We start from the raw sequence: 16,278 nt of genomic DNA, 5'->3' as shown, positions 1-16,278 counted from the left end.
GAATTGAGCCTACTCTACAAAGAAAGTCACCGAAACTGTATTTCCTTCATTGTCTACTGCCGTCATTGTGTGTTTTCCTGACGAGGGGAGTAGGGATATCTTGTGAAAATCCTGTGTCTCGGCCAGGTAGTTATTGTCTAAATGCCAATATACGGTAGCTTTGGGAACGCTATGCACCAGTTCAAAAGTCAGCTGGCTTTTGCTCCCGTCCATTTGTCTGGGTAGAAATATGCGGGCATTCATGGTAGGATAGACAAACTGCATCGGACGGAGAATATCTTCCCCGCATCCGGGCTTGAAGGGAGGCAGAGTTTTGTATTCCGGGTGGCGTTGTTTGTAATACCATTCCCAGACAGGAGGTAGGGTGAACCAATTCTTTTGAATGGTAGCCTCTGTATTGATACAGCTTTCGTAGATACGTTGCGTTCCGTCTGCCGATAGGTTGATTCGGTGGTGATAGGGACATGCTTCGGTTTTGAGTCCGGCAGGAAGTATCAGTATGGTGTCTGTTTCTTCACAGAAGCGTCCTTTCAGATGTCCGGACAGGTGACAAACCTCTGCGTCTACAAATCCTTCAGAAGGTCTGACGAACCAGGGGGACGATGGTAACAGATTGAATACGTCGAACATGACCGGCCCTGCAGTGCGTGCCCCGACAAGTCCCGGTTTACCTTCTCCGGTAGCATTACCCACCCATACACCTACGGCATAGCGAGGGGTGACTCCTACTGCCCATGCATCGCGAAAACCATAGCTGGTTCCCGTTTTCCAGGCAATAGTCTGCATGGAAGGAATAGTACGCCAATCAATCTCTTCCGGTCGGTTTACTTCTTTTATGGCTTCAAAAGTCTGCCATACGGCACAGGGAGAAAAGGATGAAGTTGGGACAACGGACGAGGCATTGTGGGCGGAGTCGGAAAGTAATAAAGAGCAGTCTGTTTTATCTAATCCTTTCAGACAGCGTGCCATGTCTGTATAGGCACAGGTGATATCCCACAAAGTGCCCTCGGCACCTCCTAAAATAAGGGAAAGCCCATAATGGGAAGCAGGACGGGTGAGAGTACTGATTCCCGTTTGTTTCAGGAAGTTGTAAAATTTAGGGACGCCGTAACGTTGCAACATTGTTACGGTAGGGATGTTGAGTGAACGTGCCAGTGCTTCGGAGGCAGGGACGGCTCCTTCAAACTGCTGGCTGAAATTCTGTGGAGCGAAACCATTGATGTTAATCGGGATATCAGGCAATAAAGTATGTGGGAGTATACTGCCTTCCTGTAACATAGCGTAATAAAGAAAAGGTTTGAGAATGCTTCCCGTACTGCGGGGGGAACGGATGATGTCTACCTGATTGCCGCTGTTTGTTTTATTGAAATGTACATTACCGCAATAAGCTATGGGCTGATTTTTCTGAACATCAATGACTAATATGGCTATGTTGCGGATATCACTACGGGAGAACTCACCATTCCAACGTTCTATCAGTTCTTCTATCTGCAGCTGTATTCCCCGGTCGATGGTACTTACAGAATAGTTGCCGTTTCTCGTTTGGTAGAAGTAGTCAGTGAGATGCGGAGCAATCTGTGGTAGTGGTTTGGGCTCTTGGGGCAATGGCTCGCTGAGGGCAAGTTCGTAGCTTGAATCATCCAGCACTCCTTTTGTGTGTAACCGTGTGAGGAGGCGGTTACGTTTATCGAGCAATGCCTGCCGGCTTTTGGAAAGATGAATCATGGCAGGAGAATTGGGAAGTACGGCGAGCATAGCTGCTTCTGCCCATGACAGATCGTCTGCCGAATGGCCAAAATAACGCCAGGCAGCGGCATCCAATCCTACTACATTTCCTCCAAACGGAGCGTGGGAGACATATAAAGAGAGTATCTTCTCTTTTGAATAACGGAACTCTAACCGGGTAGCCCATATCATTTCGATAAATTTCTCGCTGAAGGTACGAGGATTGTTGCGAGCCAGACGGATGGTCTGCATCGTAATTGTACTACCTCCACAGATAACTCGTCTGGCTTTTAGATTCTGATAAGCAGCTCTTCCTATTGACACTGGGTTAACTCCCCAATGGTGAAAAAAATGGTTATCTTCAAATACAACGAAGCAGGCTTGTATCTTTGCCGGAGTCGTAGTGCGGGGAGGAAAACGCCATTGGCCGTCCGGGGCAATACGTGCTCCGAGAAGCTCATTATTCCGGTCGGCCACAACAGTAGAGTAGGGTACATGGAATAGTTGCCGGGGAAGGCAAAAAATATACCCTATTAACAGGAGTGTAATAACCCCTCCCCCTATCATTTTACCCTTCTTCCTTCTCTTTCCTTCTCCCCTCTCCATTCTCCCTTCTCCCTTCTCTCTTCTCTTCCCCTCTTTATTCAACTACTACTTTTCCGGCCTGAGTCCTTGTCTGTGCTCCGGAATCGTACATTGCTTCACACTGGATAGCAGGTAATATGAAGGTTCCTGCATAGGTTGCCTGCAATCGTATGGTGAAGGTTTTAGACTGTCCCCGTTTCAGATTGAAATAGGTAAGTACACGGTCATCGCGGATATCCCGATAGGTATAACTGTTGTTCGTATCAGTACTTGTGGCTTGTTCCGGATGGTCTATCATACGTTCATTATATATCTCCCAACCCGATGGTATGATATGTGTCAGTGCCAGGTCGTTGTAGTCGGAAGTTCCACTGATGTTGGCTACCGTAACTACTGCCATAAAGTCTGTACCTTGTTTGATCGGATTAATGGAGATAGCCGTACCGTTCATATCAGTATATCTCACATCCAGACGTAAATTATTTGCTATTGCAGGTAAAGTATCATTCAGTAATTGTGTCCGGGTGATAAGATCTACATTTAATGCTCCTTTTCCATTATTTTTCACTGTAACTTCACCTCCACCAGAAGCAGTGGCAAGTGTTTTCTCAAACACGGCTTTGGCAGATTTTACAGCGGGTTGTTGTTTGCCATGCAGTGTCCACGAAAAGTCAAGTGTGCCTGATAGTTTTTCGGCCAGTCTGCCCATTGCCATTAGAGCAAATGCAGTGGATTGGGTACTGAACCACTCTTCACGGGATAAACTTTGTGATACTCGTTGTGCCTGTGCAAACGCTTCCCGTTCACGTCCCATTAATAGCAACGTTTCCAGTATCATAGATTCATCGCGGTCATAAGATCCGTATACATAGCTTCCTGCAGAAGAGGAATAAGGCTCTACTGTAGTCTTGGCATTAAATACCAACTCATTAGCAGCTTTCATTTTTCCGTTTAAGGCGTATGCTGCCGCCAGTCTCCATTTAGCTTGTAAAGAGAGAGTTTGCTCCATCTCCTTCAGGCGGTTCATGGCCCCGTGTTCCGGTGCTCCTGCCAATGCCAGTGTGTATAGTCTGAACGCTTGTTGCAAATCTGATTGCCAGTAATATCCGGTATCCTGTTGAGGTGTACGCCAGTTTTGTGCAGCCGAACGTTGGAAGCGCTTCCACTTATTGAGTACATTGGCATTTACGGCATATCCTTTTTCCTGTGCCATTACCAGGAACATTCCGGCGTAGGAGGTTATCCATTCGTTGGCAGAAGCACTCCCCGGCCAGTAAATAAATCCTCCGTTGGGTAACTGACGGGCATACAGTTGTTTGATTGCTTCCTGTACATTTGCCTTTGTTTTTTGAGATTCGGTTTCGTCTACTGCTTTGAACTGACTGATAAACAGGAGTGGGAGAGCCTTGGAAGTTAGCTGTTCTGTACAGTAGTGCTGGTAGTTGTACAAGAAGTCGAATCTACGGCTGATATCTACCGACGGGATACGGGATACTTCCAGCTTGACACTGTTTTCCGGTGAACGACTGCTTAGCCTATAAGATAGTTCACAACTTTGCCCGTTTTCTATCCATTTACTTTCACGCAGTGTTACCGCAGGATTAGGATTACGTAGCTCTATCTCAATTGTTTCCGAGACTTTCTTCCCGGCTCCTTCGGCTGTTACGCGAAGGGTTGTTTTACCGGATTTGTTACCAGTCTTTAGTTTGAAGAAAACTAGCTGATCACCCGGTTTTACGAATGAAACCGATTGTTGGGAGGCACCGCTGATTTGTGCACCACCCGATGCTGAAACGGATACTTTTACATTCTTCACTTCTTTCTCCATGGCAAATACATTGACCGGGAGTGATATCTCCTCTTGTGTACTGAGCACGCGGGGTAATGTTGAAAGAATCATGAGTGGGGTACGTACCGGAGTTGTCTTTTCTGCCCGTCCGTATGCTCCGTTTTCTCCTGCCACCACCATGGTACGTACTGAACCTACGTACATTGGAAGCGTGATTCGGTGTGTCTGGCTTTTACCCTTACCAATGCTGAACGGACCGATAAAACGTACTACCGGTTTGAAACGGTTTGCTTTGGTATCCGCCGGTTTTAATGTTTCATCACCTCCGGTACTGAACAGTGAACTGTAACTACCCGTATAGGCTCCCAACACATCGTCATACATGTCCCATGTACGAATGCCTAATGCTTCCCGTGCATAAAATTCGTTCCACGGATCAGGTGTTTTGAAGTTGGTAAGGTCAAGTAATCCATCGTCTACGATAGCCAGTGTATACGTCATTGGTTTACCTGTCTTTTCGCTTACTGTCACATTGAATTCCGTTTCGGGACGAAGTACGTCGGGCATCTGAATTTGGGGCTGGAGTACAGTTTCTTTATTAGTCACAAATACCGGCATTACTCCGTACATACGGATGGGTAAATCATTTACAGTTTGTGCATGTGGTTGCAGCAGGCTGATGTGCAGATAGACATTAGGTGCCATTTCCGGGGTCACTTTGAACTGATATTTGGTGTCTTCTTTACCAGATACATCCAACCATTCACGTTGTAATACCTCTGAACCGTTTTCCAGAGCGATAAGTGCTCTGCCTCCTGCTGAGGCAGGGATAATGGCAGTTACCGTTTCACCTGGTTCGTAAGATTCTTTATCGAGAGAGAAAGCCAACATTTTGACGCCGCTCGGATCAGTCTTACTGGAACGTCCGCGCCATTCGGGCCAGTCTACGTAGACTGTACCTCCGGTAGCATGTCCGCTTTCTGTGTCTTTTACATACACCAGATAACGTCCCCAATCGGGATAGTTGATGCGGAATCTGAAACTGCTCTTTCCGTTTATGGTATTCAGCTTTCCGCTGGCCACAGGGGTATAAGAACTACTGTTGACATAAGTCTCAAACGATTCTCTGGAACTTTCCCACCACCAACTCCAACTGATGCGGTAAATCTTATATTCAAGTCCCGAACGATTTACAGGTTTTCCTTCCGGATTTACGGTGACGATGTCAAATACATGATCCTTATCTGTCTCGATATATTTACCTTTAGGCTGATTGAGGTTGATGCCTACGTACGAATTGAAAGGAGAAAACGGAACACTTGTTGTATTGATACTGGCATCTCCGCCCGGTTCGAATACCCGGGTAGTAATATTGGCTTGTAACATACCCGGTGCATTTCCCGATTCGGGTAGTTTGAGAGTGAACGATGCATTGCCGTTTACATCCAACATGCCGCTGAATACGTCCATGCGTGAAGAGGTGAACTCTGTTGCCGGATTATTGAATATATATTGTCCGTAATTCTTGAATTGCGTATTGACTTTGGAGAGTGACATTTCGACTTTTGTTTTCAGTCTTGAAGCCTGGGCACCTGTTAGCCATGCTGACGACAAAGTAGTACGTATCTCTCCATCCGTGGCTTTGAGTATCTCTCCCTGAAGCTGTAGATTGATTTTCAGACGGTTGGGCTTTACCGTTTCTATTCGTAGTGACTTGTGAAAGGCCGTTCCTCCAACCTTCACGTAAGCATTCCATAGTCCGGTAGGATCTTCTGCTCTTGTTGGTACGGCGAAAGTATACAGCCCGTTTACTCCGTTAGTGGAGATTAATTTATTGTAGAATTGTCCCCGCGGATTGTAAATTTCCAATGCTACGGGGTGTTTATCCGGTATCCGGTTGTTGCGGTCTTCAAGCATGAACGAGATGTGTAGTGTATCGCTGGGACGCCATACGCCTCTTTCGCCATATACAAATCCTTTTAATCCTTTCTGTATATCTTTACCGCCTACGTCAAAACGACTGACTGACTGTTCTTCCCCGTCTGCCACCCGTACATATGCTTTTTGCTTTCCGGCTTCTGCCACAACAATGAAAGGCACACCTTTAGTCTCAATGACAGTGAATCCGTTTTTGTCGGTTTCGGCTTTACCCACTGGCTGTAGCTGAAAATTGTAAGCTGTTACTATAGCTTTCTCTACTGGGGTAGTATCTAATATGTTATTTACAGTAATCCACAATTTGTTGACCGAGTTTCGCTTTACAATCATACCAAGATTGGATGCCAGAACATTACATGCAGCTGTTCGGTCTGCTCCCATATAGTAAGATATATGGCAGGGGTTGTCGCGCTCTTCCCAACGATATTGTCGCCAGTCCATTCCTTCGGAACCGTTGTAATAATAGTAGGTCTGCGGAGTATCCCACACAGCTTCATCTTCTTCTGACAGTTGTTCGGAGGATAGTTTTGTTAACTGGTCCGAACTTTCGGAGAATTGTAATTCTTTGTCATCTTCTCCGCATGGATAGGCCGAATAGGCTTGTTTGAACGAAAGGGTGATCCGGTAGATGGCTCCCGGTTCCTGATTGATCAGTCCGGAGAGGTCAATAGAATAATCTTCCCATTTGCGGATGTCTTTAGACGGGTCTTTATCCAGATGTAATGTCTTTTTATAAACCAACCGTCCGGACCGTCTCAATTCGTTGGAAGATGAAAGAGTGTTTGTCTGCATAAACATCAGTACATTACTTTCAAATATACGGATCACATTCAAGTCAACAGCATGCAGGCTGACAGCCCGGAAAGGGATAATCAGATTTTTGGAGTCGGGCAAAATGGCAGCATCTGTACGTAGTTCCACTTGTGGTTTCAGGCTGGGTTGACTGAAGGAGATAGAATGGGAGGTGCCGAGTTTTTTTCCTTTCCTATTTTTTATGCCTTCATAGATTCTCAGTGTGAGTTTATTGGAGCGATTGGGCTCGAAGTATATGTTTACTTTGTCATTGATTACCTGAAATGTGTACGAAGAGAGTTCCGCGATTTCAATGAGTCCCTTTAGGTCCTGTGTGGTAGATACGGGATCGGAGAACGAAATTTGTATTCCGTTCTCTGGTTGCTCTATGCGTTGTGCAGACATGAAGCGGAAGATATCTTTTGCCGGAATGGTCACCTTCTCAACAATTTTCCGGTCTATACCTGCCACTTTTCCGTTCAATGTTATTTCCAGATCGTAATCTTCCTGTGCTCTCGGTATACGGTTGATGTTGAAACTGTATCGCATCGGATTTCCTGTGCCTCCTACAGAAATGGCATAATCTGAAGAACCATTTCCATTAACTGAGATCATTTTCTCTACTTGTACGTTGTCAATCTTGTCGCTGAAACGTATTTCTCCTTTAACAGAAGCGTAATCGGGGGCAGCGGCAGTTATGTCGAGTGGTTCCATTGCCAATGAGAAATCCTTCTCTTGTACCCGGAATGAGAAATTAAACTCTTTCAGACGTTTGTCTACTTTTACAAAGTCTCCCAGTTGAAACGAAGCCTCATACATTGTTCCTGGTTTAAGCGCTCCTTCTTCGGGCAGGAATTCTATTGTGTTATTGCTTATCCAATATGTTTTTCCTTTCAGTGAAGGCGAAAAGCGAAATGGATTCTCTTTGAGTTCGTTATTTAAATCTACTACGGGCTGATCTTGGGTCAGTTCTATTCGTATGGGTGAGGATTGCGATATTACCCCACCTGTATAGGCATTTACATAAGGTGTAAACTCCGAAGAAGGAACAAGTTCTTTCTGACTGCCTGCACATGAGCTCAGACTTATGATGATGAACAGAAGAACAGAATACGCGGCTGGAATCATTGTTGTTCGTTTCATGGTAAAGGTATTAAAAGTTTAGTGACCAAAGATAATGAAAATATGCTTTTTACTATATTGATTCATCTAAAAAAATGAAATAGTCTTTGATTGGGGGGGATATCTTTTATCAGGGCAATCGCACCAATTTTAGGTTCAATTGACCATCGCTTGGCGTACCTCCCCGTGCGGGAAGCACTCAAAACTGATAAATAACTGAAGGATTTTTCTTTATTGCGGCAAGAATAAAATAAAATATTGATTTTCAAAAACTATTTTATAATTATTCTTTTCTATAAATTCATTTACCACCTGGCTCTTTTTATTACTTTTAAAAGTACCTGCTTCCACTCCGCAGTCAATCAGGTAGTTCTCATCCGGTGTTCCGAACTCTTTTCCTATGCTATCAAATTTTTGCCTTAATATAGCTGGGAGTGGACCTTTGTAATTGTTTAGTTTCTGTTTTAGTAGCGGTGCACTTAATAATTCCGGCCAGGAACATCCGATAAATGGTCTGGTTCGTGTCATATAATTAATGGCGGGTATACTGCCGTAAGCAAACAGGCAGTCATCTTCTTTAATATATGGTTTTATCCCTGCTAACAAGTCGTTCACTATCTCAGCTCTTTCATGGGAAGTATAAACATGTTTCGTTCTTTCGTTCCGGATCGAGAACCTCTTCTCGAAAAGTGGACCTCCGTCAAAGTATACTCCTTCAGTTATAGTTTTTACTCCGCATACCAGGATGTATATACCCAAAGTAAGCAATAGCGTTTTCCTTACCATTTGTACAGATAAAACGGGCGGAAGAATTTTGTTTTTTATGGAAAAGTAAAACGAGATGGCCATAGGTAATCCTAACCAATAGATAATACTTCCGTTATTGTACATTCCCCCATCACTGCCAAGTGGTATGATCAGGATCATAGAAAGTCCTGCCCATGATAACATCTTGATTGCTTTGTCATTATTCAAAAAGATATTTCCTGCTAACCCTATCAGACTGAAAGCACAGAGGATAATTACGGCATTTTCTCTATAGAAAAGAATGCCCAATACTATGAAAGCAATGATTCGGATAGGTAATTGTAACAGAGCATTTCTTACATATTTAAGAGACAATAGAAGAACAGCATAAAGTAAGAGTATTTTCGCTCCGAACTTGAAAACCAGATAGTAGATTCTCACCTGAGCAAATATCATATTGGCCAGGGTATGGGAACTGGTTCCGCTATCGTCTCCCGCAGCAGAGGTCAGTTCGTGCAAGTTATGAATGAAATATTCATAATGCCCTAAAATTTTCATTAGTAAAATAACACCTATAATTCCTGTGATGAACGAAAGTGTAAAGATCAGGCATCTGCCGGCACAACGACGAGCACTTTCTTTATAATAAAGTTTATGCAGAATTATAAGCAGAATAATGCCATAATCGAGTATATTCGGAATACGTGCAAAGGTGTTTAATGCAACTATAATTCCACTGATAATGAACCATAGATTATTATTACTTCTTAGCCCTTTAAATAAATAAAACACAGCAAGTACATATAGAAGGCATGTCATCAGATCATTGTAGAAAGCCATAGGTAGACCTACATAAGAAATAATAACCAGTAAAACTCCAATGATTATAGCCGATACATGGATATGTTTACGGAGCAGTCTATATACCAGATAAACGGTAATCATATTGTTTACTACACCCAATAAACGTATATCGAATATCCCTGCATCAGGAAATAAAGCAATGAAAGTTCCTCCTACAACTCCGCTTAGATAGTACATGAAGTTATATTCCACACTTTCAGGAGCTTTGAAGATATGATCGTAGAAAGTCATATAGAATCCTGAATCACATAACTCGAAGCCCCAAAAGACAGATATTAATTGATAAACTATAAGGAGAAGACAAGTAATTCCGAAAGCTTTTCCCGGATTGTTTTCAATAAGATGATATAATTGAGAGATTGTTTTCATTAGAGAGAAGTTTATTATATATCCCTGATAAATGAGAACTCAGATTTAACTTTATACTTCTTTAATAAGAATCATATGCAAATATAGTCATTGTTGTTAACATAGCAACACAATGGAGAGTAGATTATCAGTGTATTGTTAATGTAGCTATGTATTGTTGGCAAAGAGAAATAACAGACATGATATACGTGAACTAGAGTTTGAAAAATTAGATATATGTTAAATAATAAAATATACTAATTGCATTTCTTAATGATTTTTTTGTTAATAAATTAGAGCTATGTGCCATCACTAATTTTACTTTTTATTTTTTTTTAACCATAAGCTACATTTGTTTTTTGTACATTTGAAATGATGTAGGATGATAAGATACATCTTTATGTTCGAATATTTTGGAAAAGAGAGAAACTCTTTTTTAGGTGTCATTGAGACAAAAACCAGTACATAGAAGAATTAAAACCAAGGATTATATGTTTATTAATAGACAAAGAATTTATTTGCCTCTATCTGTTCTATTTATGTTTTTATTGTTAACTTCTTGTTTTGACGAGAAGTTTGAAACGAATGCGAAGGAGGGTCATGTGACGATAACGGGTATTAATACCCGTAGTTATGAGGGCTCGAAGCCGGGAGATGGCATTGATGATAAAGTTGAAACGCTTCGTGTATTGGCATTTGATAAAGCTACTAATATATGTAAAAGTAATGTTTTTTATTATGGTGCTGTGTTGGCCGGAACTACCTTGCAGCATCCTATTAAACAAGGAGAATATAATTTTATTTTTCTGTGTAATGAACCTCTCTGTCAGGATATCCAAACATTACTTGATGGTATTAATCACTATGATGATGTAAAGTCAATTGCATATCCGGCAGAGTTTTTTAATTCGGATTATATTATTCCTATGATAGCAGAAAACGGAGGTGTAAAAGTGTTGGCCGGAGGAAAAATCGAAATAAACAGCGTTGTAAGTACAGAACTGGTTGTAAAATTAAGACGACTTGCTGCCCGTATTGATGTTGTCTTAAAATCTAAAATAGATTTGGGAGATTTCAATTCTACTGTATTCGAAGGGGTTACTCTCTCGAATCTTCCAGATCGCGTGTCGTTGGTACATGGCTTACCCAGTGATCCTGTATCTGGTTGGGTATATGATGATCCAACTTTAACTTACAATGGAACAGCGATAACCAGAAATGTAATACGTAAATTTACACTTAATGATAATGCCGGTTATTTTGAGATAAATCCGGCTTTTCTAACTTCTGCGGATAAAGCGAATGATTTGGTTTGGGCAGCCAGAATAAAAAGAGTAATCGTTCCTTCCAGTTATTTTGCGACAAAAACGATGGAAGCAAATGCAGTTGATTTTACAGTTAATATGATAAAAGATTATAGCCCTTCATGTAAATTGCAAATTTTATCTGATCCGGATTATAGATTACCGGCAAATGCCCGGCTCGATTTAACGGCTGTCATAAAAGCACCTTTGGAGGTAAATATAAAGCCTTCTCTATGGATTCCTGATGATAATGATTGGGAGATAGTGGATAATCGTATCTTAAATGTATCTCATAAAGAAGTTAAAATGACAGACTTGAACGGGGTTCGTATTTCTTTCTGGTCGAATATGCCGGTGGTACGAGTGTTGAATACTGTGCAAAAGCAGGGAGAGGCTACGAAACGTATTACTAATGAGGTTTTTAACTGTTTGGCAATAGATGAAATCAATAATTCCAATCCTTACCGGTTTTATTTTGATCCGCTGACTGGTAGTGGTTATATGGATTTGTTGATTGATGGTACAAATACGGTTGTCGGTTCTCCACATATCAGAACTGAGAATATGACTGGTACGTATACGTTGACTTTGTCAGCGGAGGAACAAGATGGAAAAAATGCTTTGCAGCGGGAAATAAAAGTGGTGGTAACACAAGAAGGTTTACGCTTTGTTAATGATCCCACTAAAAACGGACAAGGTTTGTTTAATGGAGTCTTTTTTAAACACAATCAGAAAGGTGAACGTATCATTACTGGGCAACATGGTGTAAACTGGGACTGGTCAGTGGAGGTGCCTGCTGAGTTTCGGGATTGGCTGGTAGTAAGTGCAACCCCCAGTTTTGATCCGGGGGTAGGAACCGAATCACCGGAAGATGCTGAAAAATACCATGTAGTCCCAAATCAATATAAAGGGGAAACAGGTTATAATATTACAGGTCTTAAAGGTCGTATTTATTTCCGTATTGGCGTAAAAGAAAGCGCTAATTTTGTAGCAAATAAAGATGCAACTCCAAAGTTTGGATATGTTAATTTGAAATATCGCCTTTCTGCTACGTGGTCACCGACTATGATTATCTATGTCCGGCAGGGAGAAGCGCCACATTATATATATGGTCCGGATGATCCGATTCCGGGAGAAGTGTACAATGGCTGGAATGGTGGAACTTTGATAAGTTCAGAAGTCAGAGAGGATATGCGTCTTTTAGCTGCAGATTCGCGCAATCTTGGGGCTGCGGAGTTTTCACCTCTTAATTTAACAACGGAAGGATTGGCTGGAAATGGAAATCCTGCCCATGAAAATGTTGGTATAAGGGGGGCTCGTTTCGTTGATTTTCCTTCGCAGGCAGGTGCCTTTTTTCAGTGGGCGATAGATCTGGGATCTTCTACTGATTATAGTAGTTATTATCGTAGAGCTTATAATCCAACAAAATCATTGAATAGTACGGCTTTCCCGTGGGGATACGCTGAATTCCCTATTATGTGGGATGGAGCTACCGGCATATCAGTGTATAAAAGTCAATTTGAGGTCTGTCCTCCGGGATATCGTCGGCCTACAGATGGATATACGAATAAGATATCTACTAATGGATATTATCCTTATTTGCCGATTGCAGGCTCTTCTGCCACTGATTTTGAAAATCAGAAAGCGGATATAAAGTATTCTGAATTCAGAACTTCTTTATTCTTAGTGCCTTTTGCGGGGAATGCTTCTTCAAATGCTGATTATAAAACAACCTATGACAATGTTGTTTCAACCAATACAGGGCCGGGAACGTATCCTTATGGTAAAAGTGGAACAGCTCGTAAACAATTGAAAAACACATCTTTTACTTTTTATTCGGATGGTTTTTTTGACAGAAGACCTATAAAAGAAGCTTCTTCGGGTAACTATGGTGTGTCATTAAACAATAGTAGAGCTGCTTATCAGGGAGTACTATACTATAATTTTGATACTTCAAAGAAGATATATCGTTCTGTCTTTTTTCCGGCTACCGGTCGTTTGAATAATATGACAGGTAATCTGGAAAGTGCAGGTAGTACCGGTTATTATTGGTCGTCAAGTGTAGGACCTGGATACAATCGGAGTGAATTGATATCAGGAACAAGTGATAGAAGAATGCGTTATGGAGCCTGGTCACTTGAATCTTCCTATAATGCTCATAACATGAGACTTTCATATCAGGGATTTGCTCAGGCTATCCGTTGTGTGAGAGAGTAAAGTATATTCTATGATAAGTTTTTAATTAATAATATTCTGTGGAGAAGGCGTCGTTTTTATCTATGTCTTCTCTTTTATTTAAATAAATATTTATTTGATTCTTTATCAATTTTCAAAATAGTTTGTGTCAGTAATTCAATGGCATACTCTATATCTCTCCAGTCGCACATATCTGTATGCTCAATCAACCTCCTAAGGGGAGACTACTTTTGTGACAGAGATTGTTGATTGGTTTGTATTTAACGATAATTCAAGTTAATATATTGTATAACATTTTAGGGTGAAACTCTATAATTCTGTGGTCTTATGCAAGCCAAGTTTTAATAACTCTTTTCTTCTGTCTAATTTAATTATTGAAGATAAGTTGAGCTTGTTTCAATCACTTTTTTATCTATTTAATAATATTGTATATACTGGTATAGTCTAGTTTTCTGATGGTTCAATATTCAAACATAAACAGTATTTCTATTCTGATATCTTATAACGGTGCTAAAGTTCACAGTGGGTATATAAAGCTATTTTTATGCGGAATTGTACCTGTCAATATTCTGTTTCTTTTGCTTTATCGTCTTAAGTAATGGTTATCCTTGTTCAGTTACAGGGATTTAATCTATAGTAATTGCTTAAATTACTTGCCCAAAGCCTGAGCTACGTCAACCGCACAAGCCACAGTACAACCTACTATCAGATTGTTACCAATTCCTAAGAATCCCATCATTTCTACGTGAGCAGGAACCGATGAAGAACCAGCGAACTGAGCGTCTGAGTGCATACGGCCCATAGTGTCCGTCATGCCGTAAGAAGCAGCGACTCAGTATCTCTGCAAGGTTTAGCAATTAGCTATTAATCAATGCTATAATAGTCAAAGATAAACTCCTTGTTAATAAGTAAAAGAACGAATTATCAAAAAGGGCTGCATTATGGGCTAATTCCCTTTAGACGAGAGTAATCTTTATAGGATTGAGGCCTTAATCTGATTTGCGTATCAATGAAGTATAAGTCATTGTCTATTCCGTAAAGCACATTGTTAGGGACAGCATCAAACACTTCGTATTCTTCGTTATGGAATTCGTCTATGTAATCCATTTCAAAGCCAAGAGCTGTCATATATTCTACGATTTCATCTTCTGTAGCTTCACGCTCTGCTTGTATGTGAGGTTGGATTAGAACAGCACAAAACTCTTGCTGGCTATTATAGGCAAAGCCTATCATCTGATAGGGTACATTACTAAAGAACTTGTTATGTGCAGAGATGCGAATAAAGAAATTTCCTAAATCATCGCCTGCATATTCAAAGTTATTCAGCTTATATATGGTTGCTGCACCATCGTAAAAGACTTCATTCTCACCTCCTTTATCTAAATAGATGGTAGGGATGTGATTGAAGTCTATCCATAAATCATTTGAATTGGCGAATGAAATTAGTTCTTCGATTTGCCCTCTCTTATAGCTCTCTGTTGGTTCAAGCGTTCCTGCTGCTTCTTTGCTTCTTCTAACGATGCAGGCTGCTTGCTCCAAGATGCTATTGATTGGCGAGTACGCTCTATCCATTGCTTGTGAAATTCATTAATGTATTCCATAATTTGTTATGATTATGAGTTTATGCAAATGTAATCAATTTATGGTTATTGAACAACTTTACAAGTGATATGTTGAACGGGATTGCATCATTTCTACGTGAGCAGGAACCGATGAAGAACCAGCGAACTGAGTGTCTGAGTGCATACGGCCCATCGTATCTGTCATACTATGATAAATGATAGTATTGCATCCCTGTAACCACTTACTAATCTATCATAGATCGTTATGTTATTGAATGGTCGTGAATAAGTCGAAAATAACTGACCACTAACCTTTGTTATTCAGTTGATTATTTTCTCTTATGGCTCTCTGATAGTCTAAGCGCTTCTACTGTTCGAGTACTAGAGTACTCCTGTGTTGACCATCTAAGATTACAAAGTAACCTTCTGCTTCTGTTAGAACTCTTGATTTACACCTGTGTAACTATTGCTATTTCCATATTTCCAGTATGTTAATCATCTCTCGATTGTATTTAATGAAACAGTTGTGAAACATTAAATTATCAAGTACAAAGGTAATTATTCTTGTAATACATCCCAACCCTGAACAAGCATCCCCGTCAACTTCGTAGAAGGAAATTTATCATAATTAGCTTTTCTCGTATTTATACTTGTTTTTAAATTTATATGTTCGCACATACTTTATATTGTGTAAATATATAGATTTTGTTTTTATATCAAAAAATTAGATTATTTTTTGATAAATCTTATATTTGCTGAAAATAAACCAATCCGGATAGATATGAAAATAGACCATAACAGCAATAAACCTCTTCATATTCAATCCAAATATTCCATTGACCGGGGAGGAAGATTATACACGCCAATTATACGATATGCTGGAAACTCAATATAATATAGTGGTAAAGACCAGCAAGGAGGAGATTTCAGCGAGACTTGCAGGGGAATTTATTGCAGAAAAACTAGAGATCCAATCCAGTGATCCTATATTAATAAGGAAAAGATTTGTTTATGATGTGAACGGAGTACCTATTGAATATAACATCGGATATTACCGGGCGGATAGCTTTACTTACACAATAGAAGTGGAAAGGTAGAAAATATATTCATACATATTTCTTATATTCTGCATCCGCATCTTCCACATTCTTGATGTTCAGAGCAGCGAGAATTTGTTTCTTAGTATCCAACTGTACATTCTTACTTTGCGTTTCTTTTAAAGAAGAACTAACGAATGCCAGCAGGAATGCAACGATAACAACCATTACCGAAGCATAAATGATAGTATAACTATTACTATTCGTAT

General features: G+C 40.6%; 5 protein-coding genes and 4 pseudogenes. 2 read left to right on the top strand and 7 right to left on the bottom strand.

What is annotated here, in order from left to right:
- Positions 1-9: 9 nt before the first annotated feature.
- The 3 genes from pbpC to QX565_RS11245 form a co-directional block, all read right to left on the bottom strand.
- A complete protein-coding gene (gene pbpC / locus QX565_RS11255) occupies positions 10-2,292 on the bottom strand; it encodes a penicillin-binding protein 1C (RefSeq protein ID WP_289292814.1) in 2,283 nt (760 codons plus the stop codon).
- Positions 2,293-2,365: 73 nt separating this feature from the next.
- Positions 2,366-7,972 (bottom strand): alpha-2-macroglobulin family protein, encoded by a 5,607-nt coding sequence (locus QX565_RS11250; RefSeq protein ID WP_289292800.1) that lies wholly within the window; start codon positions 7,970-7,972, stop codon positions 2,366-2,368.
- A gap of 210 nt (positions 7,973-8,182) precedes the next feature.
- The gene (locus QX565_RS11245; protein ID WP_221648877.1) at positions 8,183-9,931 is read right to left on the bottom strand and encodes a glycosyltransferase family 39 protein; all 1,749 of its coding nucleotides are present in this window, start codon (positions 9,929-9,931) and stop codon (positions 8,183-8,185) included.
- Between the two features lie 518 nt (positions 9,932-10,449).
- Between QX565_RS11245 and QX565_RS11240 the strand changes: the two genes are divergently transcribed.
- Positions 10,450-13,431, top strand: a complete 2,982-nt coding sequence (locus QX565_RS11240; protein WP_255585409.1) for a hypothetical protein — start codon at positions 10,450-10,452, stop codon at positions 13,429-13,431.
- Between the two features lie 628 nt (positions 13,432-14,059).
- Here QX565_RS11240 and QX565_RS11235 read toward each other — a convergent pair.
- The 3 genes and pseudogenes from QX565_RS11235 to QX565_RS11225 all read right to left on the bottom strand — a co-directional run.
- Positions 14,060-14,236: pseudogene (locus tag QX565_RS11235) on the bottom strand (GGGtGRT protein); the annotation flags it as partial.
- A 113-nt stretch (positions 14,237-14,349) separates the two neighbouring features.
- Positions 14,350-14,982, bottom strand: a complete 633-nt coding sequence (locus QX565_RS11230) for a putative polyvalent protein kinase domain-containing protein (protein WP_221648875.1) — start codon at positions 14,980-14,982, stop codon at positions 14,350-14,352.
- Between the two features lie 114 nt (positions 14,983-15,096).
- Positions 15,097-15,183: pseudogene (locus QX565_RS11225) on the bottom strand (GGGtGRT protein); the annotation flags it as partial.
- A 607-nt stretch (positions 15,184-15,790) separates the two neighbouring features.
- Here QX565_RS11225 and QX565_RS11220 point away from each other — a divergent pair.
- Positions 15,791-16,069, top strand: a pseudogene (locus QX565_RS11220) (UTRA domain-containing protein); the annotation flags it as partial.
- Between the two features lie 12 nt (positions 16,070-16,081).
- On the opposite strand, the pseudogene QX565_RS11215 reads toward QX565_RS11220, so the two are convergent.
- Positions 16,082-16,278: pseudogene (locus QX565_RS11215) on the bottom strand (Na(+)-translocating NADH-quinone reductase subunit C); the annotation flags it as partial.

Origin of the sequence: Bacteroides sp. 41_26 (assembly GCF_949740115.1) — a bacterium.
In the GTDB taxonomy this organism is placed as follows: Bacteria; Bacteroidota; Bacteroidia; order Bacteroidales; family Bacteroidaceae; genus Bacteroides; species Bacteroides nordii.
The sequence above is the reverse complement of the archived record's forward strand: the minus strand, read 5'-3'. Positions and strand labels throughout refer to the sequence as shown.